This is a genomic window from Streptomyces sp. SirexAA-E (genome assembly GCF_000177195.2).
In the GTDB taxonomy this organism is placed as follows: Bacteria; Actinomycetota; Actinomycetes; order Streptomycetales; family Streptomycetaceae; genus Streptomyces; species Streptomyces flavovirens.
The window spans coordinates 6,501,358-6,521,488 of record NC_015953.1 but is presented as its reverse complement, the minus strand read 5'-3'; the positions used below and the strand labels follow the sequence as shown (position 1 = coordinate 6,521,488).

Below are 20,131 nucleotides of genomic sequence, written 5' to 3'. Positions count from 1 at the left end.
GGGTGAGCGGTGCTCCGTGACGCGAGCGGGGCTCAGGTCTCTCCGCCGCGGAGCGTGCGGCGCTGGACCAGGACGGCCGCGACGATGATCGCGCCCTTGGCTATCTGCTGGACGTCGCTCTGCAGGTTGTTGAGAGCGAAGATGTTGGTGATCGTGGTGAAGACCAGGACGCCGAGGACGGACCCGATGATCGTGCCCCGCCCGCCGCTCAGCAGCGTTCCGCCGATGATCGCGGCGGCGATGGCGTCGAGTTCGTACAGGTTGCCGTTGGTGTTCTGGCCCGATCCGGACAGGATGATCAGCATGAAGGCGGCGATGCCGCAGCACAGCCCGGACAACAGGTAGAGGTAGAGCCGCTGCCGGCGTACGTCGATGCCGGCGAGCCTGGCCGCCTCGGCGTTCCCGCCGACCGCGACCGTACGGCGTCCGAAGGTCGTCCGGTTCAGGATCAGCCAGCCGGCCACGGTGACCGCGGCGAAGACGAGGACCAGCGGGGGGATGCCCAGGACGTAGCTGTCGGGCAGACCGAGGTCCAGGACCGAACGCACCGTCACGATCTGCGTCTTGCCGTCGGTGATCTGCAGCGCCAGGCCGCGTGCCGAGGCGAGCATGGCCAGCGTCGCGATGAAGGGGACCATCCCCCCGTAGGCGATGAGGAGCCCGTTGACCAGCCCGGCCGCGAGTCCGACGACCACGGCGGTGAACAGGATCCCCGCGAAGCCGTACTCCTGGGTGGCCAGTGTCGTCGCCCAGACGGAGGCCAGCGCGACCATCGCCCCGACGGACAGGTCGATGCCGCCGCTGATGATGACGAACGTCACGCCGACGGTGACGACCCCGATGACGGAGGCCTGCGTCAGGATCAACTGGAGGTTGCCGGTGTCCAGGAAGGCGTCCGGCTCGGTGATGCCGCCGACGGCCACCAGGACCGCGAGGACGCCGAGGAGCGACAGGTTGCGTACGTCGACGCGGAGGCCGAGGGCACGCGAGCCGGATCCCTGTTTCGAGGGCGGGGCGGCGGGGGCGCTCGGGTGCCCCTTCCCGGGCCCCTGGTGCTGCGCCGACGGTGCGGGCTGTGTCATGACGTCGGGCTCCCTTCCATGACGAGGTCGAGTACGCGGTGCTCGTCGAGCTCCTGGGCGTCGGCCTGGTGTACGACGCGGCCTTCGCGGAGCACCAGCACCCGGTCGGCGAGGCCCAGCACTTCGGGCACTTCGCTGGAGACGAGCAGGACGGCGAGGCCTTCGTCGGCCAGCCGCCGGATCACGGCGTAGAGCTCGGCGCGTGCGCCGACGTCCACGCCGCGGGTCGGTTCGTCGAGCAGCAGGACCCGGCAGCCGCGCAGCAGCCAGCGGGCCAGGACCGCCTTCTGCTGGTTGCCGCCGGACAGGGTGCGGACGGCGGCGTCCGGGTTGTCGGGGCGCAGGGACAGCTCGCGGGTGGCCCTCCGGGCGGCCGTACGCTCGGCGCCCCGGTCGAGCCAGCCGCCGCGGGCGAACCGGGAGAGTGCGGAGAGGGAGACGTTCCGGGTGACCGACTCGGTCAGCAGGAGTGCCTGCGCCTTGCGTTCCTCGGGGGCGAGGCCGATCCCGGCGGCGACGGCTGCCCGGACGCTGCCGGGGCGCAGCGGGGTGCCGGCGACCTGGACGCGGCCGGCGGTGGGCCGGCGGGCGCCGTAGATCGTCTCCAGGATCTCGGAGCGCCCGGAGCCGACGAGTCCGGCGAGGCCGACGATCTCGCCGGGGCGCAGCTCCAGGTCCACGGGTTCGAACTCGCCCCGCCGGTGCAGCCCTTCGACGGTGAGCACGGGTTGCGTCGTGGCCCGGGGGGCGCCGGGGGCGGGCCGCGGCGGGAAGACGTACTCGACGTCGCGGCCGGTCATCATGGCGACGATGTCGCGGGTGGGGGTGGACGAGGCGGGGAGCCCGACGGCGACGGCCCTGCCGTCCTTGAGCACGGTCACCCGGTCCCCGATGCGGCGGATCTCCTCCAGCCGGTGCGAGATGTAGACGACGGCCACGCCGTCCGAGGTGAGCCCCTCGACGATGCGGAAGAGGTTGTCGACCTCGTCGGGGTCGAGTGCGGCGGACGGTTCGTCCATCACGATGAGGCGTACGTCGTGGGAGAGCGCGCGGGCCATGGAGACGATCTGCTGGTGGGCGGCGGAGAGGTCGCCGACCTCCCGGGCGGGGTCGATCTCCGGGTGGCCAAGCCGCCGCAGGAGCGCGGCGGCCGCGGTCCTGGCCTCACGGGTGCGGACGACGAAGCCCGCGGTGGTGGGTTCATGGCCCAGGAAGACGTTCTCGGCGACCGACAGGCCCTCCACCAGGTCGAGTTCCTGGTAGATGGTCGCGATCCCGAGGCGCATCGCGGTGATCGGCGAGGAGAGCTGGACGGGTGCGCCCTGCCAGGTGATGGACCCGTCGTCGGGCTGGTGGGCTCCGGCGAGCACCTTGATGAGGGTGGACTTGCCGGCGCCGTTCTGCCCGAGGAGGCAGTGGACCTCGCCCGCCTGCACCTCGAGGTCCACGCCGTCGAGGGCGCGTACACCGGGGAACGACTTGGTGATGCCGGACATCGTGAGCAGGGGTGGTGGTTCTGGTGCCATGACGAAATCCCCTCGGCGAACGGGGTCTCCCCTGCTCGGGCGGAGCCGAGAGCCTGGGGACGGCCGGTGAGCGGGCAGGGCGCAGTGCCGGCGGTGCCGTACTGCTGACGGAACTGCTGGTGGAGGTGGCGCGGTGCGGTGACGCGGTGCGGTGACGCGGTGGCGGAGCGGTGCTACGGACGAAGAGCGGTGCTGCGGGTACGGAGCGGTGCTACGGACGAGAAACGGCGCTGCGGGTACGGAGCGGTGCTACGGACGCGGTGCTGTGACACGGGTCGGAACAGCGCCCCGGGGACGGGGCGGTACTGCGCGGGTGACGCGACACGCACCGGCCCCGACATCAGGCCGGCGAGAACAGGTGGTCGCTGATGAGCCGGGCCGCACCGGTCACTCCGGCGACCGGACCCAGCTCCCCCAGGACGATGGGGAGATTGCCCGTGGCCAGCGGCAGGGACTGCCGGTAGACCTGGGTACGGACACTGGCGAGCAGGTTGTGGCCCAGCCCGGTGACCCCGCCGCCGATCACGACGAGGCCCGGGTTGAAGAAGCTGACGAGCCCCGCGATGACCTGGCCGACCCGGTTGCCGCCCTCTCGGATCAGGTCCAGCGCGGTCGCGTCGCCCGCGGCCGCGGCGGCGGCCACGTCGACGGCGGTGAGCTTTCCGGCCGACTCCAGACGGGCGGCGAGCTCCGTCGACTGCCCGGCGCGGGCCGCGTCCTCGGCGTCGCGGGCCAGGGCCGCGCCGCTGAAGTGGGCCTCCAGGCAGCCCCGGTTGCCGCAGGCGCAGGCGCGCCCGTCGGGTTCCACCTGGATGTGGCCGATGTCGCCGGCGCTGCCCGTCGTACCGCGGTAGACCTCGCCGCCGGCGACGATGCCGCAGCCGATGCCCGTACCGATCTTGACGCAGAGGAAGTCGCCCACGGTGCGTGCGACGCCCGCGTGCTGCTCCCCCATGGCCATGAGGTTCACGTCGTTGTCGACCATGACGGGGCAGCCCAGTTCCTGGCTGAGCGCCTCGCGGACGGGGAAGCCGTCCCAGCCGGGCATGATCGGCGGGGCGACCGGCACGCCCTCGGGGAAGCGCACCGGCCCGGGGACCCCGATGCCCGCGCCGTCGAACCCTTCGGCGAGCCCGGAGGCGCGGAGCTTGGCCGCCATGACCAGGACCTGTTCGAAGACCGCGACGGGCCCCTCGCGTACGTCCATGGGGTGGTTGAGGTGACCGAGCACCTCCAGTTCGGCGTTGGTGACGGCGACGTCGACGGAGGTGGCCCCGATGTCGACGCCCAGGAACCGCAGTTGCGGGGCGAGCCGGATGTTGTGGGAACGGCGTCCGCCGCGGGATGCGGCGAGTCCGTCGGCCACCACGAGTCCGGTCTCCAGCAGCCGGTCGACCTCGACGGCGAGCTTCGACCGGGAGAGGTCGATCCGGTCCCCGAGCTGCGCCCGGGAGTTGGGCCCGCCGTCGCGCAGCAGCCTGAGCAGTCGCGCCTGGTGCGTGTTCGCGGGTCGTGCCGTCATACGTCTCACGCGTCCCTCCCCGCCACACGGCCAGTTCCGTCGGGCTTTCGATGGGGAACGTAGCAGCGCTTCACCGGAGTGGGAAGAAGTTGAGCAGGAATCCGCACCAACTTTCTCCACACTCAGGACAAAGATCGGGGCGCTCTGTCCGTTCAGGGGCAGCTGATCACTTGCCCCGCGTACGAAAGGTTGCCGCCGAAGCCGAAGAGCAGGACGGGGGCACCGCTGACGACCTCACCGCGTTCGACCAGCTTGGACAGGGCCATCGGGATCGACGCGGCCGAGGTGTTGCCGGAGTCCACCACGTCCCGCGCCACCACCGCATTGACGGCCCCGATCCTCTTGGCGACCGGTTCGATGATCCGCAGGTTGGCCTGGTGCAGCACCACGGCGGCGAGGTCCTCCGGGGTGATCCCTGCGCGCTCGCAGACCCTGCGGGCGATCGGCGGCAGCTGGGTGGTGGCCCAGCGGTAGACGGCCTGGCCCTCCTGGGCGAACCGCGGGGGCGTGCCCTCGATCCGTACGGCGTTGCCCATCTCCGGCACCGAGCCCCACAGGACGGGGCCGATGCCGGGCCGGTCACCGGCGTCCGGGTCGGCGGTCACGACGGCGGCGCCCGCACCGTCGCCCATCAGGACGCAGGTGGTGCGGTCGGTCCAGTCGACGATGTCGCCCATCTTGTCGGCACCGATGACCAGGGCACGGGTGGCCGACCCGGCCCGGATCGCGTGGTCCGCGGTGGCGAGGGCGTGGGTGAACCCGGAGCAGACCACGTTGATGTCCATGACGGCCGGCGAGCCCATGCCGAGCCGGGCCGCGACACGGGCCGACATGCTGGGCGAGCGGTCGATGGCGGTGGAGGTCGCGACGAGGACCAGGTCGATGTCGCCCGGCTGCATACCGGCGGCGGCCAGCGCCTTGGCCGCCGCGTGCGCCGCCATCTCGTCCACGGGCTCGTCCGGCCCGCCCACGTGCCGGGTCCTGATGCCGACCCGGCTGGTGATCCACTCGTCACTGGTGTCCACCATGCCCGCCAGGTCGTGGTTGGTGAGCACCTTGGCGGGCTGGTAGTGGCCGAGCGCCACGACACGTGAGCCGGTCATGTACGGGTTCCCCTCGCTACGAATGGCAGGAATTCACCAGTCTTGGTTGCTACTGATCGGTACAGAGGCACGTAACCCGACAGGAATATCGTCCGTGGGTTGGAGCGTCCCGAACAGCGACTCGAACATCTCCCCGAACACGCCCCCGAACACCGCCCTCGCCGATCCGGTCGTCCACCCGTGCCACCCCACCGGGCAACCGGAACGCGTGCCTGGGAACGGCACCCGACCGGTCCACCGGCTCCGACCTCGCGTACGGCTTCCGGGCGACCCGTGGCAGGCTCTGTACGAAGGGCTGTTCGGGCCTCCACCACGTACAGGAACGGGTTGATCGGCTATGGGACGGGTCACGGAGCGCCGGCGCACCATCCGCATCCGGGACGGGGTGGTCACCACCCGCCCCGACACGCTCGTCGCCGAGGAACCCCTGGAGATCCGGCTGAACGGCAAGCCGCTCGCCATCACGATGCGCACTCCGGGCGACGACTTCGCCCTGGCGGCGGGCTTCCTGGTGAGCGAGGGCGTGATCGGCGAGGGATCCGAGGTGCAGTCGATCGTGTACTGCGCCGGGGCGACCTCCGACGGCGTGAACACCTACAACGTGGTGGACGTGAAGCTCGCCCCGGGCGTCGTGGTCCCCGACATCACCCTGGAACGGAACGTCTACACCACCTCGTCCTGCGGGCTGTGCGGCAAGGCCAGTCTCGACGCCGTACGGACCACGACGCGGCATCCCGTCGCCGACACTCCCCCGGTCCGGGTCACGCCCGAGCTGCTGGCCGCCCTGCCCGACCGGCTCCGCGAGGCGCAGCGGGTGTTCGACCGGACCGGCGGACTGCACGCGGCGGCGCTGTTCTCGCCCGAGGGCGAGCTCGTGGACATCCGGGAGGACGTGGGCCGGCACAACGCGGTGGACAAGCTCGTGGGCCGGGCCCTGACGGACGGGCGGCTGCCGCTGACGCGGTCGATCCTGCTGGTCTCGGGGCGCGCCTCGTTCGAGCTGGCGCAGAAGGCGGTGATGGCCGGGATCCCCGTGCTCGCGGCGGTCTCGGCGCCGTCGTCGCTGGCCGTGGACCTGGCGGCCGAGAGCGGGCTGACGCTGGTGGGCTTCCTGCGGGGCGCGTCGATGAACGTGTACGCCGGGGACCACCGCGTCGCGCTGGACGCGCCGGTCGGCCGGAGCTGAGACAGACCGGGCCGGGACAGACCGGAGCTGAGACAGACCGGGGCCGGGGCCGAGTCAGGCCGGGGCCGAGTCAGGCCGGGGCCGAGTCCCGGTGGGACGGCGCCTCGGCACCGCCCCGCGCCGGGCCGGTGGCGTCCCGCGCCGCCCCGTTCTCCGGCAGCGGGTCGAGGGAGCGGCGCTTCGCGATGACCGCGCAGACCATCAGCTGCATCTGGTGGAAGAGCATCAGCGGCAGCACCGCGAGGCTCGCGTGCGCGCCGAACAGCACGCTGGCCATCGGCAGCCCGGCGGCCAGGCTCTTCTTCGACCCGGCGAACTGGATGGCGATCCGGTCCGGCCGTGCGAAGCCCAGCCGCTTCGCCCCGTACCAGCTCAGCGCGAGCATCGCGGCCAGCAGCACGGCCTCGGCGGCGAGGAGGCCGCCGAGGCGGAGCGGGGTGACCTGGTGCCAGATGCCGGCGACCATGCCCTCGCTGAACGCCGTGTAGACGACGAGCAGGATCGAGCCCCGGTCGACGTATCCCAGGAGCGTGCGGTGGCGGGTGAGGAAGCCGCCGACCCAGCGGCGCAGCAGCTGCCCGGCGAGGAAGGGCACCAGCAGCTGGAGGACGATCTGGACCAGCGATTCCGCCGAGAAACCGCCCGCGCTGTTGCCGAGCAGGACGGCGGCCAGGAGCGGGGTGAGCAGGATCCCGGCGAGGCTGGAGAAGGATCCCGCGCAGATCGCGGCCGGTACGTTGCCGCGCGCGATCGAGGTGAAGGCGATCGAGGACTGGATGGTCGAGGGGACCAGGCACAGGAAGAGGAAACCCTCCTGGAGCTGCGGGGTCAGTACGTACGGCACCAGCCCCCTGCTCGCCAGCCCCAGCAGCGGGAAGACCGCGAAGGTGCAGGCCAGGACGGTGAGGTGGAGACGCCAGTGCTTGAGCCCGTCCAGCGCCTCGGCGGTCGACAGGCGCGCCCCGTACAGGAAGAAGAGCAGGGCGACCGCACCGGTCGAGGCTCCGCCGGCCACCTCGGCACCGGTGCCCGAGACGGGCAGCAGGACCGCGAGCACCACCGTGCCGATGATCGCCAGGATGTACAGGTCGACCGGCAGCCAGGACGGCAGCCTCAGGGTGGGGCGGTTCATGTGCTCCGTGCTCTCGGGGGTCGGCGGTTCCGGGTGCGCGAGGCCGTGCCTTGGAGGGCGCGGGCGTGCCCGTCCATCCTGCTCCCGGTGATCGCCCTCGCGGAACCCGCCCCCCGCTGCGACGCTCGTCACGGTCCGCCGGGCCGGGCAGGGTCGGCCCGAGGCCGTGTGGGGCCGGGCAGGTGGGCCGGGTGCGGGCGGCGAACCGCGTAAGCACCGCGTACAGATTCGGTGGAGATTCCCGCGCGAGCTACTTACCCTGCGGTCAGAAGTGCGCCCGAGCCTTGCCCATCTGGCCTGATTTCGGTGGCTGACCAGTGCAGATGCCACCTTTTCCGGAGAGTTCGGACCCTCCCCTGGGCGCTTTCGGTGGGGTAGCGTCGCGGCGCCGTGCGGAGCGCCACAAGGAGCAGGTCATTGCGCGAGTTCACTGTCCCACCCATGGCCGCCGCCCCTCAAGTAGGCGGTCTCGCCGACACCGTCTTCGACTTCGCCGAGGAGGATCCGCACCGGATCGCCCTCGCCCGCAAGGACGAGGACGGCCGGTGGCAGGACGTCACCGCCGCCGCCTTCCGCGACGAGGTGCTGGCCCTGGCGAAGGGGCTCATCGCCCATGGGGTGCGGTTCGGCGACCGGGTCGCCCTGATGTCCCGTACGCGCTACGAGTGGACGCTCTTCGACCTGGCGCTCTGGACCGTCGGCGCCCAGTCCGTGCCGATCTACCCGACGTCCTCGGCCGAGCAGGTGCTCTGGATGCTGCACGACGCGGAGGTCGCGGCCGTGATGGTCGAGCACGAGGACCACGCGATGACGATCGGCTCGGTGATCGACCGGCTGCCGAATCTGAAGCGGCTGTGGCAACTGGACGCCGACGTGGTGCGGGAGCTGGTGGAGGCGGGGGCGCAGGTCGACGACGAGGTGGTGCACCGCCACCGGCGGGCGGTGACCCCCGAATCGGTGGCGACGGTGATCTACACCTCCGGCACCACGGGCCGGCCCAAGGGGTGCATGATCACCCACGCCAATTTCATGTTCGAGGCCGACACCATGGTGGCCCGCTGGCACCCGGTGTTCCGTTCGAAGCCGGGGGACGAGGCCGCGACCCTGCTCTTCCTGCCGCTCGCCCATGTCTTCGGCCGCATGGTGGAGATCGCGGCGCTGCGCGGCCGGGTGAAGCTCGGCCATCAGCCGGAGCTGTCGGCGAAGGCGCTGATGCCGGACCTGGTGTCGTTCCGGCCCACGTTCATCCTGGCGGTGCCGTACATCTTCGAGAAGGTCTTCAACGCGGCGCGGCGGAAGGCCGAGGCCGAGGGCCGGGTCGGCCCGTTCGACAAGTCGGTCGAGGTCGCGGTGAAGTACGCGGAGGCGATGGAGGAGCGGGCCTTCGGCAGGGGGCCGGGTCCCTCCGCGGGGCTGCGGATGCAGCACCAGTTCTTCGACAAGGTCGTCTACCGGAAGGTGCGCGAGGCGATGGGCGGCCGGGTGCGGCACGCCATGTCGGGCGGCTCGGGCATGGCCCGGCGCCTGGGCCTCTTCTTCGCCGGCGCCGGCGTCGCAGTCTACGAGGGGTACGGCCTGACCGAGACCACGGCGGCGGCGACGGCCAATCCGCCCGAGCGCACCCGCTACGGCACGGTCGGCCGGCCGATCCCCGGCTCCACCGTGCACATCGCGCAGGACGGCGAGGTGTGGGTGCACGGCGCCAACGTCTTCTCCCGGTACCTGGGCGACCCCAAGGCCACCGGAGCCGTGCTGCACGACGGCTGGCTGGCCACCGGCGATCTGGGCGCCCTGGACGAGGACGGCTACCTCACGATCACCGGGCGCAAGAAGGAGATCCTGGTGACGTCGGGCGGCAAGAGCGTGGCACCCGGCGGCCTGGAGGAGCGGGTGCGGGCCCATCCGCTGGTGGCGCAGTGCATCGTCGTCGGCAACGACCGGCCCTACATCGCGGCGCTGGTGACCGTCGACCAGGAGGCGGTGGAGCACTGGCTCGCCATGCAGGGCAGGGCGCCGATGCGCGCCGCCGAGCTGGTGCGCGATCCCGACCTGGAGATGGAGGTCCGACGGGCCGTGGTGGCCGCGAACACGGCGGTCTCGCAGGCGGAGTCCATCCGTACGTTCCGGATCCTGGCGCACCAGTTCAGCGAGGAACACGGCCTGCTGACCCCGTCGCTCAAGCTGAAGCGCAAGGCGATCGAGACGGCGTACGCGGCCGAGGTCGACGCCCTGTACCGCTGACAGGCACGCGATCTGACGGAGCGTCAGCATATTTGCCCCGGCTCTTCGCCGGATGTCTCCCCCGAGGGAATGCTCGGGCCCTGCCGTTCGTTGGACCTGCGAGAACCAACCGACGACGTAAGGATCGACTGCTCGTGAGCCAGGTCCCCTCCCTCACCCTGAACAACGGCCTCGAGATGCCCCAGCTCGGTTTCGGTGTCTGGCAGGTGCCGGACGACGAGGCCACCGAGGCCGTGACCGTCGCCCTGGAATCCGGGTACCGGAGCATCGACACCGCCGCGATCTACGGGAACGAGACGGGCACCGGCAAGGCCATCGCCGCCTCCGGTGTGCCGCGCGCGGAGCTGTTCGTCACCACCAAGCTGTGGAACACCGACCAGGGGTACGACTCCACGCTGCGCGCGTTCGACACCTCCCTGGACAAGCTGGGCCTCGACTACGTCGATCTGTATCTGATCCACTGGCCGGTCCCGGCCAAGGACGCCTACGTCGACACGTACAAGGCCTTCGAGCGGATCCTCGCCGACGGCCGCGCCAGGTCCATCGGCGTCTCGAACTTCTACCCGGCGCACCTGGAGCGTCTGATGGGTGAGACGTCCGTCGTGCCGGTGATCAACCAGATCGAGCTGCACCCGCAGTTGCAGCAGGCCGAGGCCCGCGCCTTCCACGTGGAGCACGGCATCGCCACCGAGGCCTGGTCGCCGCTCGGTTCGGGCAAGGGCCTGCTGGAGGTCCCGACCGTGGTGGCCGTCGCGCGCAAGCACGGCCGGTCCCCCGCGCAGGTGGTGCTCCGCTGGCACCTCCAGACGGGCAACGTCGTGATCCCCAAGTCCGTGACGCCCGCGCGCATCGCGGAGAACATCGACGTGTTCGACTTCGAGCTGGACTCCGACGACCTGGCGGCCTTCGCCGCACTCGACGAGGGCAGGCGCACCGGCTCCGACCCGGCCGAGTTCAACCTCGGCGCCTGACGCGCACCGGCGGCGCCCCCGCTGCGGCGGGGGCGCCGCCTCCTTCCGCATCGGTGCCCCGGGGCGAGTCCGGCAGCCGTTTCAGCGAGCCCCTTTGCGGCCGCGGTATTCCTGGGGGCTCTGTCCGCGTACCCGCTTGAAGGCGGTACTGAAGGCGAACGAGCCGCCGTAGCCGACCTTGCGGGCGACCGACTCGACCGTGGCGTCGGTCTCCCGGAGCAGGTCGGCGGCCAGGGCGAGCCGCCACCCGGTGAGGTACGCCATCGGCGGCTCCCCGACCAGCTCGGTGAACCGCCGCGCCAGCCCGGCCCGGGAGACCCCGGTCCGCGCGGCCAGGGCAGCGACGGTCCAGGGGTGGGCCGGCTCGTTCTGCAGGAGCCTGAGCGCCCGCCCCACCACCGGGTCGCCCATCGCCCGGTACCAGGCGGGTCCCTCGGCGCCGGGCCGGGCGAACCAGGTACGCAGCACGGCGATCAGCAGCAGGTCCAGAAGGCGGTCCAGGACGACACTCTGGGCGGGCTCGTCCCTGGCGATCTCGGTGTCCAGCAGTGCCAGCAGCGGGCCGCTCCGGTCGTCGGAGCCCAGGGCGAGCAGCGGGGGCAGGGCGTCCAGCAGACGGCGGCTGATCTCGCCGTCGAGGAGATACGTACCCACGAGGACGGCGGTCGCGCCGTCGGAGGCGTTGCCCCAGGTGCGCACGCCCAACCGCATGGATTCGGCCAGGGGTTCCCCGCGCAGGGTGGTGCAGAGGCCGCCCGGCCCGATGCGGGCGTGCGGGTCCGTGCCGGGGGTGCCGGTGACGGTGTACGGGGCGGGACCGCGGGCGACGGCGACGTCCCCGGGGCGCAGCCGGACGGGCTCGGCCCCGTCCGCCGGGAGGACCCACGCCTCTCCCCGAGTCACGGACATCAGGCAGAGCGGGGCGCGGTCCTCGATCCGTACCGACCAGGGCGGGTCCATCACCATCCGCAGCAGGAAGGCGCCTCTGGCGCGTGGTCCGTCGAGGAGGCCGGCGAGTGCGTCCATGCGGGCCAGCGTACGGACCGGGACAAGAGGTCGTGCGCACGGTGGCACCGAGCCAAGGAAGAGGAGCACGGAGTTGCGGCGACCACGGGATCGCGGCGCTCCGTGCTCATGGGTGTGGGCGCCTTCCCCGCATCACGCCGTCGACCGCCGCGCAGCCCTGCCCGCTCGCCGGGGGCCGCTCGGCCGGCGTCACGACGAGTGGGGCCGCCGCAGTCCGTCGAGGAGTACGCCGACCAGCCGGCGGGGGTCATAACGGGGGTCGTTGTCATCTCCGACGCAGAGGTTGCCGATCCCCCGCATCAGTTCGTAGGCCTCGACATCGGGCCTGATCTCGTCGGCGGCCGCCGCCGCGTCGAGGAGTTCGCCGCACACGGGCACCAGCCGGTCGAGGAAGTAGGCGTGCAGGGCGTCGAAGCCGCCGCTGTCCGATCGCAGCGCGTTGGCCAGGCCGTGCTTCGTGACCAGGAAGTCGACGAAGAGGGCGGCCCACCGGCCCAGCGCCTCGGACGCCGAGTCGGCCTCGGCCAGCAGGACCGGACCGGCCTCGGCGCAGGCCTCGACCTGGTGCCGGTAGACGGCGACGACGAGGTCCGCCCGTGTCGGGAAGTGGCGGTAGATCGTCCCCATGCCGACGCCCGCCCTGGCGGCGATCTCGCGGATCGGCGCATCGACACCGGAGGCGACGAACACCTCGGCGGCGGCGGAGAGCAGCGTCTGCCGGTTGCGCTGCGCGTCCGCCCGCTTGCCGCGGGCCGGCACCTCCCCCGAGGGGCTTGAAGCGGGCACCACGTCCTCCTTGCGACGTCCGACGGTCGTTGACAAAGCGGAACACTGCTCCGTATATTAATCGGAACGTCGTTCCGCTTGAAGAATACCCGACGGCGGACGCTCATGGCCGCCTCCCCCCGCCGCCGCTCGCACGGGACCGGCGGCGAGACGGCCCTCGGAAGGGAACACACCTCATGGCCTCATCCGCCGACGCCTTCGGCTCTCCCTCTCCGGTCCTCTCGGCCGGCCCGGTGGTACTGCCGGCTCCCGGCCGGGCCGTGGACCTGGAGGTACGGGTCTCGGCGCCCGTGACCGGCGACGAGCTGCCGGTCATCCTGCTCTCGCACGGGCAGGGCCGCTCGAACCACCTCTCCTCGATGAACGGTTACGCCCCCCTGGCCCACTTCTGGGCGGCGCACGGCTTCGTCGTCGTCCAGCCCACCCATCTCAGCTCGGCGACGCTGCGGCTGGATCCCGCGACCCCCGGGGCACCCCTGTTCTGGCGGTCACGGGCCGAGGACATGACGCGCGTCCTGGACGGACTGGACGCGATCGAGGCGGCCGTCCCGCAGCTGCACGGGCGGCTGGACCGCGACAGGGTCGCCGTGGCCGGGCACTCGATGGGCGGCCACACCGCGAGCCTGCTGCTCGGGGCCAGGCTCACCGATCCGCAGGACGGGACGGAGGTGGACCTGACCGAGCCCCGGATCAAGGCGGGCGTCCTGCTGGCCGCGCCCGGAAGGGGCGGCGACGCCCTGAGCCCGTACGCGGCGGAGCACCTCTCCTTCTTCCTGACCACGGACTTCTCCACGATGTCGACGCCCGCGCTGGTGGTCGCCGGCGACAGGGACGACTCCCCCCATCTGACGGTTCAGGGCCCTGACTGGCACGCCGACCCGTACGTCCTCTCCCCCGGTCCCAAGTCCCTGCTCACCCTGTTCGGCGCGGAGCACGGGCTCGGCGGGGTCTCCGGATACGACGTCGCCGAGACCACCGACGAGAATCCCGAGCGGGTGGCCACGGTCCAGCGGCTCACCTCGGCCTACCTCCGCTCGGAGCTCCATTCCGGGGACACCGCGTGGAAGACGGCGTGCGAGGCGCTGACGACCGCCCCCGTGCCGCTCGGACGCGTCGAGTCCAAGGAGGCCGGGCAGGTTCCCGCGTAGCCATGGACGTACGCGTATGGAGTCGAGCCGCTCGAAGATGTCGGAGGCCCGGCGTACCGGCGAGCCTTGAACCATGACGACGAACACAGGACGACACGAGCGGGACACCGTGCTGGTGACGAGCGGCACCGGCAAGACCGGCCGCCGCGTGGTGGAGCGGCTCACCGCCCTCGGGCTGGAGGTCCGGTCGGGTTCGCGGACCGGAGACGTCCCCTTCGACTGGCAGGACGAATCGGGCTGGGCCCCGGCGTTGCGGGGCGCGGGCGCGGCGTACGTCGCCTACCACCCGGATCTCGCGGCCCCGGGCGCCCCCGAGGCGATGGCGGCCTTCGGCCGGATCGCGGCCGCGAACGGGGTGCGGCGGATCGTGCTGCTCTCCGGACGCGGCGAACCGCGGGCCGTGGTCGCCGAGGAGGCGCTGCGGGACGCGGCGGGGGACGTGGAACTCACCGTCCTCCGCTCGGCCTTCTTCGCGCAGAACTTCAGTGAGGGGGCGCTCCTGGAGGACGTACGCGCCGGTGAGCTGGTCTTCCCCGCGGGCACCACCGCCGAGCCGTTCGTGGACGCGGACGACCTGGCGGACGTGGCGGTGGCCGCCCTCACCGGGGAGGCCGCCACCGGAGTGGTCCATGAGCTGACGGGCCCACGGCCGCTGACGTTCGACGAGGTGGCGGCGGAGCTGACCCGTGCGACGGGCCGCGAGGTGCGGTACACGCCGGTGACCGGTCCGCGGTACGCGGCGGCCCTGGAGGGCCACGGGGTCCCGGCGGGCGAGGCGGCCTTCCTCGCCGGGCTGTTCACGATGCTGCTCGACGGGCACAACGCGGCGCCGGCGGACGGGGTGAAGCGCGCGCTGGGCAGGGACGCCAAGGACTTCACGACGTTCGCGCGGGAGGCCGCCGGGCAGGGCCGCTGGCGGGGGTGAGCCGGGACCGTGCGCGCGCCGGCCCCGCAGCCGGCCGGCGTCCGGATCGTGCCCCCGGAACGGGTGCACGACGTATTGCCGGTGGGTGTCCGCCACCATAACGTGCGCTCATGGAGCTGGAGTTGCGACATCTGCGCACGGTAAGGGCCATTGCCGACACCGGCAGTCTCACCAAGGCCGCCGCAGCCCTCGGGCTCGCTCAGCCCGCGCTCAGCGCCCAGTTGCGCAGGATCGAGAAGTCGCTGGGCGGGCCGCTCTTCGACCGTGACCACACGGGGGCGCGACCCACTCCGCTCGGCGAACTGGTCCTGGAGCGGGCCCGGGTGGTGCTGCCGGCCGTGAGCGAGCTGCAGGAGGAGGCGGTGCGCTTCGCCAACGCCTCGGCGGCCGTGGAGCGGTTCCGGCTGGGGGGCACGCACGGCCCGCTGCTCGGCGGCCTGGTCGACCGGCTGGCCGCCGCGCACCCGACGGCACCGGTGACCACCCACACCTCGTGGTCGGTGGCGGAGATCGCCTCGCTGCTGATCGACGGCCGGCTGGACTTCGCGCTGATCGGCGCCTGCGGGGAGAGCGCCCCGCCCCTGGCCGACCGGCTCCACTGGCAGGTCATCGGCGTCGACCCGGTGTTCGTGATGCTGCCCGAGGACCACCCGCTGGCCGGGCTCCCCGAGCTGGAACTCTCCTCCCTCGCGGGTGAATGCTGGGCCGACGTGCCCGGTGACGGATGCTTCGCGGACTGCTTCACCACGGCGTGCGCCCGGGCCGGCTTCACCCCGGTGTCGGTGTACGAGACGGACACGGTGTCGGTCGTGCACCTGGTTCAGGTGGGGCGGGCGGTCGGACTGTGCCGGGCCACGTTCCCGCCGACGCCCGGCCTGGTGACCCGACCCCTGGTGGGCTCGCCGCTGACGTGGCGTCACCTCCTCGGGAGGCATCCCCGCTCACCCACGGCGCAGGCGACGGCCGGCGCGGTGAGCGGGCACACCCGCTCGGCGTACGCGGAGGCGGTGCGGCGCAGCGACAGCTACGCCGGCTGGCTGGCCGCCCATCCGCGCTTCGGCCCGGCGCCGTGAGGCACCGGTGGACGGATCACTCCGCGCCGTGCCCCGGGGCGGCCGCCTCGATCCGGCCCGCCAGGGTCAGGTCCCTGGCGGTGATCGCCCCGCCGGCGTCATGGGTGTGCACCGCGACGCGCACGGTGCGGTAGCCCAGGGTCAGTTCGGAGTGGTGGTCGAGCTCCTCCTGGATCTGTGCCACGTGGACGGTCAGCGCGGCAGCCGCGAAGTGGGAGGGGAGCCGGTAGGTCCGGGCGATCCGGTCCCCGTCCCGCTCCCAGCCGGGCAGGTCGCGCAGCCCGGTCTCGACGTCGTGCGCGGACAGCGGTTCGGCGGGCATCGTTCGGCGGCTCCTGCCGGGAATCGGTTGCGGACGTCTTCGGCCGTGACGTTACTGTCTGGTTATGACAACTGTCGCGCTCGACACGGGGGTAGGGCCGCTGCTGCGCGGCTGGCGGGAGCAACGGCGGATGAGCCAGCTGGAACTGGCGCTGCGCGCGGACTCCTCGGCCCGGCACATCTCGTTCGTGGAGACGGGCCGCTCGCGTCCCAGCGAGGAGATGGTGCTGCGGCTGGCCGAACACCTCGACGTACCCGTCCGGGAACGCAACGCGCTGCTGGTGATGGCCGGTTACGCGCCTCGGTTCGCGGAGACCCCGCTCCAGGACCCGGCGATGGGGGCCGTGCGGGAGGCGGTGGAGCGGCTGCTCCAGGGCTACGAGCCGTATCCGGCGCTGGTCGTGGACGCCACGTACACCGTTCTCGCCGCGAACCGGGGCATCGGGGTACTGCTCGACGGTGTCCCGGAGCACCTGCTCGTCCCGCCGCTGAACGCCATGCGCCTGACCCTGCACCCGGAGGGCCTGGCCCCGCGCATCCTCAACCTGCCGGAGTGGCGCGCCGATCTGCTGGCCCAGATGGAACGTCAGATCGCCCTGCTCCGCTCCTCGCGGCTGCGTGCCCTGTACGACGAGGTCGCGGCCTACCCCGCGCCCGAACCCCCGCCGGTCGGCCCCGGTGTGACGGAGACGGGCGTCCCGTCGCCGGCGCTGCCGCTCCGGATCATGCACGGCGGCCGGGTGCTGTCGTTCCTCTCCTCCATCGCCACCTTCAACACCCCGATGGACGTGACCGTCGCGGAGCTCGCCATCGAGACGTTCCTGCCGGCGGACCGTGAGACCGCCGCCCATCTGCGCGCGCTCATGCCGTGACGAGGGGCCTTGTCCAGGGGGCGTCGCTGCGGAGCAGGGCGGCCGCGCAGGCGGACGCCACGGCCAGCAGGACCACGGCGCCCAGCAGGGGAAGGGCCGGGTGGCCGTTCAGTACGGCCAGCGCGCCGCAGCAGGCACCGGTCAGCATGGCCGCCGCCGAGAGGAGCCGGCGCCCGGCTCGGCTGCCGGGCCCCCTGGCGAGCCGGCTGTCGGCGGCCAGGCCGGTGATGGTGAGCGTGAGCACGGTGGTCTTGAGGTCGGGCACGGCGAGGGTGCGGGCGGCGGCGTTCTGCACACCGAGGCCGATCCCGAGCAGGGCGACGAGGGTGAAGCGCACACCTCCGGTGTACGGCCCGCCCGATACCGCGGTGACGACCAGGGCCACCGCGACGAACACCGTCTCGGCGAGGAGGGCGTACAGGATCTGCCTGCCCCGGTGGGTGCGGGCCACATGGACGGCGAGCCCGCCGGAGACCGCTCCGACGACGAACGCCACGAGCGCCACCGCCGAGGCGAGCAGCGAGAAGCCGGGGGCGCCCGCGAGCGCGAAGCCGCCGAAGACCACGTTGCCGGTCATGTTGGCGACGAACACATGGCCCAGCAGCAGATAGCTGAACGCGTCGACGAGCCCGGTCACCACGGTCAGCGCGAGCATCATCGGCGGCAGTGGTCCGTGCCGCCCGGTCATGTCCGGTACGAGGGTGTCCCAGGCCTCACGCAGGACGACGGGCATGCGCGGCACACTCCGATCACTGGATGTGCTCCGGATTGTGCCGCAGCCCGGCTGCGGGGCCGGCCGTACGCGCCGGGCGGGGCCCGTTTGCCCCTGCCCGGCGCGTACGGCCGGTCCGACCGTCTCCCGGCCGGTGGGTCCGCTACACGCGCGCCCCGTTGTCCAGCGGGTCGCGCCGCTGCTGCCGGGACACCTTGCGCCCCGGCGCGCGCTTGCGGGCCGGCGGCGGCGCCTTGCTGCTCGTCTCCAGGAGCAGCGCGCCCGGCACGGCGGTCATCACCGAGGAATACGTGCCCACGCAGATGCCGATCAGCAGGGCGAGCGCGAAGTCCGCGAGCGAGTCACCGCCGAGCACGGCCAGGGCGGCCAGGATGAACAGCGCGCCCATGCCGGTGTTGACCGTGCGCGGGACGGTCTGCAGGACGGCGCGGTTGGCGATGTCGGGGAGCGGGGTGCGCCTGCTCTTCGCCCACAGCTCCCGCACCCGGTCGAAGACGACCACCGAGTCGTTGACGGAGTAGCCGATGACGGTGAGGAGAGCGGCCAGGAAGATGCCGTCGACGGTACGGCCCAGCCAGGCGAAGGCGCCGACGAGGATGATGACGTCGTGCACCAGCGCCCCGACCGAGGCGACGGCGAACGTCCAGCGGAACCGGGCGGCGAGGTAGGCGAGCTGGACGAACACGGCGACGCCGAGGGCGATGAGGGCGTTGCGCCGCAGTTCGTCGCCGAGGCTGGGCCCGATCAGCTCGTCCCGGATCTTGGTGGCCTCGCCCCCTTCCTCGGCCAGGGCGGCCCGTACCGCCCGCTCGCCGTCGTCGTCGAGCTTCCCGGTGCGTACGGACAGGTCCCCGTCACCCGCCGTGGTGACCTCCGCGTCGCCGAACCCGGCGGTGGAGAGGGCGTCCCTGGCCTTCTCCACGTCGACGGGGCGGCTGGTGGAGTACTCGACGAGCCGGCCGCCGGTGAATTCGACGCCGAGGTTGACGCCGCGTACGACGATTCCGGCCACGGCGACGGCGACCAGCACGGCGGAGAAGGCCAGCCAGCGGCGTGGAGAACGGAAGAGCTGCGGGTCGCGTGCGTTGAGCCGGGTGCGGACGGCGCCCGGCCGCGCGATGCCGTTGACCCCCCGGTAGCCGCTGACGAACCGGGAGCCGGCCGCGATCTCGGTGAGCGCCCGGGCGATGACGAGCGCGGAGAACATCGAGGCGATGACACCGATGGCGAGCGTGACGCCGAACCCCTTGACCGGTCCGGAGCCGAGGAAGAAGAGGAGGCCCGCCGCGATCAGGGTCGTCACGTTGGAGTCGGCGACCGCACTCCAGGCGCCGCGGAATCCGGCGGTGAGTGCGGAGAGCAGCGTACGGTTCGGCCGGTCCGCGCATTCTTCGCGGGCCCGTTCGAAGACAAGGACGTTGGCGTCCACCGCCATCCCGATCGCGAGGACGAATCCGGCCAGCCCGGGCAGGGTCAGGGTGACTCCGAGGACGACGAGCGCGGCGTAGGAGATGACACCGTAGGCGGCGAGGGCGAGGGCGGCGAGGGCTCCGAAGAGCCGGTACATGACGGTGATGAACAGGGCGGTGGCCGCGGCGCCGATGAGGGCGGCCCGTGCGCTGGCGTCGATGGCGGCGGCACCGAGCGTCGGGCCGACGATGCGCTGCTCGACGATCTCCACGGGGACGGGAAGCGATCCGCCCTTGATGAGGAGGGCGAGGTCCCGGGCCTCGTCCGCGCCGAAGGAGCCGGTGATCTGGGTGGACCCGGAGGGCAGGCCGACGTTGCAGCCGACCGACGGGGAGACCTGGGGGGAGGAGATGACCTTTCCGTCGAGGACGATGGCGACCCTGCGGCGTTCGTCCTGGACCGGGTTGCAGGCGGCCTCGCCGGTCAGGCCGGTCCACTTCTTCCCCGCGTCCTTGTGGAAGTCGAGGGACACGCTCCACCCGGTGCCCTGCTGGGCGTCGAAGCTCGCGGTGGCGTCCTTGACCCCGGCGCCGGAGAGCCGTACGGGGCCGAGGGCGAGCAGATCCCCCTGTTCGTCGGGGAGCGTCGGCCCGGCCTTGCTCCCCTCCCCCTCGTCCTTCTCCTTGTCGTCCGCCGCCGGTTCGGTCCCGGGGCCCTGGACGGGGTGGAAGCTCAGCTGGGCGGTCTTGCCCAGCACCTCGGCGGCCTGGCGCGGGTCCTGGACGTCCGGGAGTTCGACGATGATCCGGTCCTCGCCGGAACGCGTCAGGGTCGGTTCCGCGACGCCGAGCGAGTCGACGCGCTGGCGGAGCACCTCCAGGGTGCGGTCGGTGCTGTCGCGGTCCGCCGTCGCGGTGTCCGAGTCCTTCGCCTGCAGCACCATGCGGGTGCCGCCCTGAAGGTCGAGGCCGAGTCTGGGTGACATGGTCAGCGTGATGTACACGGAGACGAGCAGGACGGCCGCGGCCAGTACCGCTCGCACCGCGGTGGCGCGAGTCATGGGGGATCCTCCGA

Annotated in this window: 17 protein-coding genes; 7 read left to right on the top strand and 10 right to left on the bottom strand. The window is 72.4% G+C overall.

The genetic code is table 11. The annotated features are described in order from the left end of the window. Positions 1–32: 32 nt before the first annotated feature. The 4 genes from SACTE_RS28495 to SACTE_RS28480 all read right to left on the bottom strand — a co-directional run bounded on the left by SACTE_RS28495 (position 33) and on the right by SACTE_RS28480 (position 5,233). The gene (locus tag SACTE_RS28495; RefSeq protein WP_014049478.1) at positions 33–1,082 is read right to left on the bottom strand and encodes an ABC transporter permease; all 1,050 of its coding nucleotides are present in this window, start codon (positions 1,080–1,082) and stop codon (positions 33–35) included. Next, on the bottom strand, positions 1,079–2,608 hold the full coding sequence (locus SACTE_RS28490) for a sugar ABC transporter ATP-binding protein (RefSeq protein WP_014049477.1): 1,530 nt from the start codon (positions 2,606–2,608) through the stop codon (positions 1,079–1,081). Before SACTE_RS28490 ends, SACTE_RS28495 begins: the two co-directional genes overlap by 4 nt. A gap of 340 nt (positions 2,609–2,948) precedes the next feature. Then, positions 2,949–4,130, bottom strand: a complete 1,182-nt coding sequence (locus SACTE_RS28485) for an ROK family transcriptional regulator (protein WP_019993017.1) — start codon at positions 4,128–4,130, stop codon at positions 2,949–2,951. A 152-nt stretch (positions 4,131–4,282) separates the two neighbouring features. Beyond that, the gene (locus tag SACTE_RS28480; protein ID WP_014049475.1) at positions 4,283–5,233 is read right to left on the bottom strand and encodes a beta-ketoacyl-ACP synthase III; all 951 of its coding nucleotides are present in this window, start codon (positions 5,231–5,233) and stop codon (positions 4,283–4,285) included. Positions 5,234–5,570: 337 nt separating this feature from the next. Between SACTE_RS28480 and fdhD the strand changes: the two genes are divergently transcribed. Continuing rightward, positions 5,571–6,419: a formate dehydrogenase accessory sulfurtransferase FdhD gene (gene fdhD, locus SACTE_RS28475; RefSeq protein WP_014049474.1), complete on the top strand. Its 849-nt coding sequence runs from the start codon at positions 5,571–5,573 to the stop codon at positions 6,417–6,419. 70 nt (positions 6,420–6,489) lie between these two features. On the opposite strand, the gene SACTE_RS28470 is transcribed toward fdhD, so the two are convergent. Continuing rightward, a complete protein-coding gene (locus tag SACTE_RS28470; RefSeq protein ID WP_014049473.1) occupies positions 6,490–7,551 on the bottom strand; it encodes a bile acid:sodium symporter family protein in 1,062 nt (353 codons plus the stop codon). Between the two features lie 441 nt (positions 7,552–7,992). On the opposite strand from SACTE_RS28470, the gene SACTE_RS28465 reads away from it, so the two are divergent. Continuing rightward, positions 7,993–9,792, top strand: coding sequence for an AMP-dependent synthetase/ligase (locus tag SACTE_RS28465; protein WP_019993018.1), 1,800 nt, complete (start codon positions 7,993–7,995; stop codon positions 9,790–9,792). A gap of 134 nt (positions 9,793–9,926) precedes the next feature. Next, entirely contained in the window at positions 9,927–10,763 is an 837-nt protein-coding gene (locus SACTE_RS28460) for an aldo/keto reductase (protein WP_014049471.1), read from the top strand. Between the two features lie 81 nt (positions 10,764–10,844). Here the strand turns inward: SACTE_RS28460 and SACTE_RS28455 are convergent, their stop codons facing one another. Both SACTE_RS28455 and SACTE_RS28450 read right to left on the bottom strand, forming a co-directional pair. Beyond that, entirely contained in the window at positions 10,845–11,789 is a 945-nt protein-coding gene (locus tag SACTE_RS28455; protein WP_014049470.1) for an AraC family transcriptional regulator, read from the bottom strand. Between the two features lie 189 nt (positions 11,790–11,978). Further along, on the bottom strand, positions 11,979–12,575 hold the full coding sequence (locus tag SACTE_RS28450; RefSeq protein WP_014049469.1) for a TetR/AcrR family transcriptional regulator: 597 nt from the start codon (positions 12,573–12,575) through the stop codon (positions 11,979–11,981). A 176-nt stretch (positions 12,576–12,751) separates the two neighbouring features. Between SACTE_RS28450 and SACTE_RS28445 the strand changes: the two genes are divergently transcribed. From SACTE_RS28445 to SACTE_RS28435, 3 genes are all read left to right on the top strand, one after another. After that, positions 12,752–13,723, top strand: coding sequence for a hypothetical protein (locus SACTE_RS28445; RefSeq protein WP_014049468.1), 972 nt, complete (start codon positions 12,752–12,754; stop codon positions 13,721–13,723). A 73-nt stretch (positions 13,724–13,796) separates the two neighbouring features. Then, positions 13,797–14,648: an NmrA family transcriptional regulator gene (locus SACTE_RS28440; RefSeq protein ID WP_014049467.1), complete on the top strand. Its 852-nt coding sequence runs from the start codon at positions 13,797–13,799 to the stop codon at positions 14,646–14,648. Positions 14,649–14,758: 110 nt separating this feature from the next. Then, a complete protein-coding gene (locus tag SACTE_RS28435) occupies positions 14,759–15,721 on the top strand; it encodes a LysR family transcriptional regulator (RefSeq protein WP_014049466.1) in 963 nt (320 codons plus the stop codon). A 16-nt stretch (positions 15,722–15,737) separates the two neighbouring features. On the opposite strand, the gene SACTE_RS28430 is transcribed toward SACTE_RS28435, so the two are convergent. Beyond that, a complete protein-coding gene (locus tag SACTE_RS28430) occupies positions 15,738–16,043 on the bottom strand; it encodes a 4a-hydroxytetrahydrobiopterin dehydratase (protein WP_014049465.1) in 306 nt (101 codons plus the stop codon). Positions 16,044–16,107: 64 nt separating this feature from the next. Between SACTE_RS28430 and SACTE_RS28425 the strand changes: the two genes are divergently transcribed. Beyond that, a complete protein-coding gene (locus SACTE_RS28425) occupies positions 16,108–16,914 on the top strand; it encodes a helix-turn-helix transcriptional regulator (RefSeq protein ID WP_014049464.1) in 807 nt (268 codons plus the stop codon). On the opposite strand, the gene SACTE_RS28420 is transcribed toward SACTE_RS28425, so the two are convergent. Both SACTE_RS28420 and secD read right to left on the bottom strand, forming a co-directional pair. Next, positions 16,904–17,647, bottom strand: coding sequence for a YoaK family protein (locus SACTE_RS28420; RefSeq protein ID WP_014049463.1), 744 nt, complete (start codon positions 17,645–17,647; stop codon positions 16,904–16,906). The two genes, SACTE_RS28425 and SACTE_RS28420, sit on opposite strands and share 11 nt — an antisense overlap. Before the next feature lie 142 nt (positions 17,648–17,789). After that, complete coding sequence (gene secD, locus SACTE_RS28415) at positions 17,790–20,117, bottom strand: protein translocase subunit SecD (protein WP_014049462.1); 2,328 nt, start codon at positions 20,115–20,117, stop codon at positions 17,790–17,792. Between the last annotated feature and the right edge of the window lie 14 nt (positions 20,118–20,131).

What these genes read in the sequence shown, in the direction of transcription:
- SACTE_RS28495 (WP_014049478.1), bottom strand. Translation starts at nt 1,082, where the DNA reads ATGACACAGCCCGCACCGTCGGCGCAGCACCAGGGGCCCGGGAAGGGG.
- SACTE_RS28490 (WP_014049477.1), bottom strand. Translation starts at nt 2,608, where the DNA reads ATGGCACCAGAACCACCACCCCTGCTCACGATGTCCGGCATCACCAAG.
- SACTE_RS28485 (WP_019993017.1), bottom strand. Translation starts at nt 4,130, where the DNA reads ATGACGGCACGACCCGCGAACACGCACCAGGCGCGACTGCTCAGGCTG.
- SACTE_RS28480 (WP_014049475.1), bottom strand. Translation starts at nt 5,233, where the DNA reads ATGACCGGCTCACGTGTCGTGGCGCTCGGCCACTACCAGCCCGCCAAG.
- fdhD (WP_014049474.1), top strand. Translation starts at nt 5,571, where the DNA reads ATGGGACGGGTCACGGAGCGCCGGCGCACCATCCGCATCCGGGACGGG.
- SACTE_RS28470 (WP_014049473.1), bottom strand. Translation starts at nt 7,551, where the DNA reads ATGAACCGCCCCACCCTGAGGCTGCCGTCCTGGCTGCCGGTCGACCTG.
- SACTE_RS28465 (WP_019993018.1), top strand. Translation starts at nt 7,993, where the DNA reads ATGGCCGCCGCCCCTCAAGTAGGCGGTCTCGCCGACACCGTCTTCGAC.
- SACTE_RS28455 (WP_014049470.1), bottom strand. Translation starts at nt 11,789, where the DNA reads ATGGACGCACTCGCCGGCCTCCTCGACGGACCACGCGCCAGAGGCGCC.
- SACTE_RS28445 (WP_014049468.1), top strand. Translation starts at nt 12,752, where the DNA reads ATGGCCTCATCCGCCGACGCCTTCGGCTCTCCCTCTCCGGTCCTCTCG.
- SACTE_RS28440 (WP_014049467.1), top strand. Translation starts at nt 13,797, where the DNA reads ATGACGACGAACACAGGACGACACGAGCGGGACACCGTGCTGGTGACG.
- SACTE_RS28435 (WP_014049466.1), top strand. Translation starts at nt 14,759, where the DNA reads ATGGAGCTGGAGTTGCGACATCTGCGCACGGTAAGGGCCATTGCCGAC.
- SACTE_RS28430 (WP_014049465.1), bottom strand. Translation starts at nt 16,043, where the DNA reads ATGCCCGCCGAACCGCTGTCCGCGCACGACGTCGAGACCGGGCTGCGC.
- SACTE_RS28425 (WP_014049464.1), top strand. Translation starts at nt 16,108, where the DNA reads ATGACAACTGTCGCGCTCGACACGGGGGTAGGGCCGCTGCTGCGCGGC.
- SACTE_RS28420 (WP_014049463.1), bottom strand. Translation starts at nt 17,647, where the DNA reads ATGCCCGTCGTCCTGCGTGAGGCCTGGGACACCCTCGTACCGGACATG.
- secD (WP_014049462.1), bottom strand. Translation starts at nt 20,117, where the DNA reads ATGACTCGCGCCACCGCGGTGCGAGCGGTACTGGCCGCGGCCGTCCTG.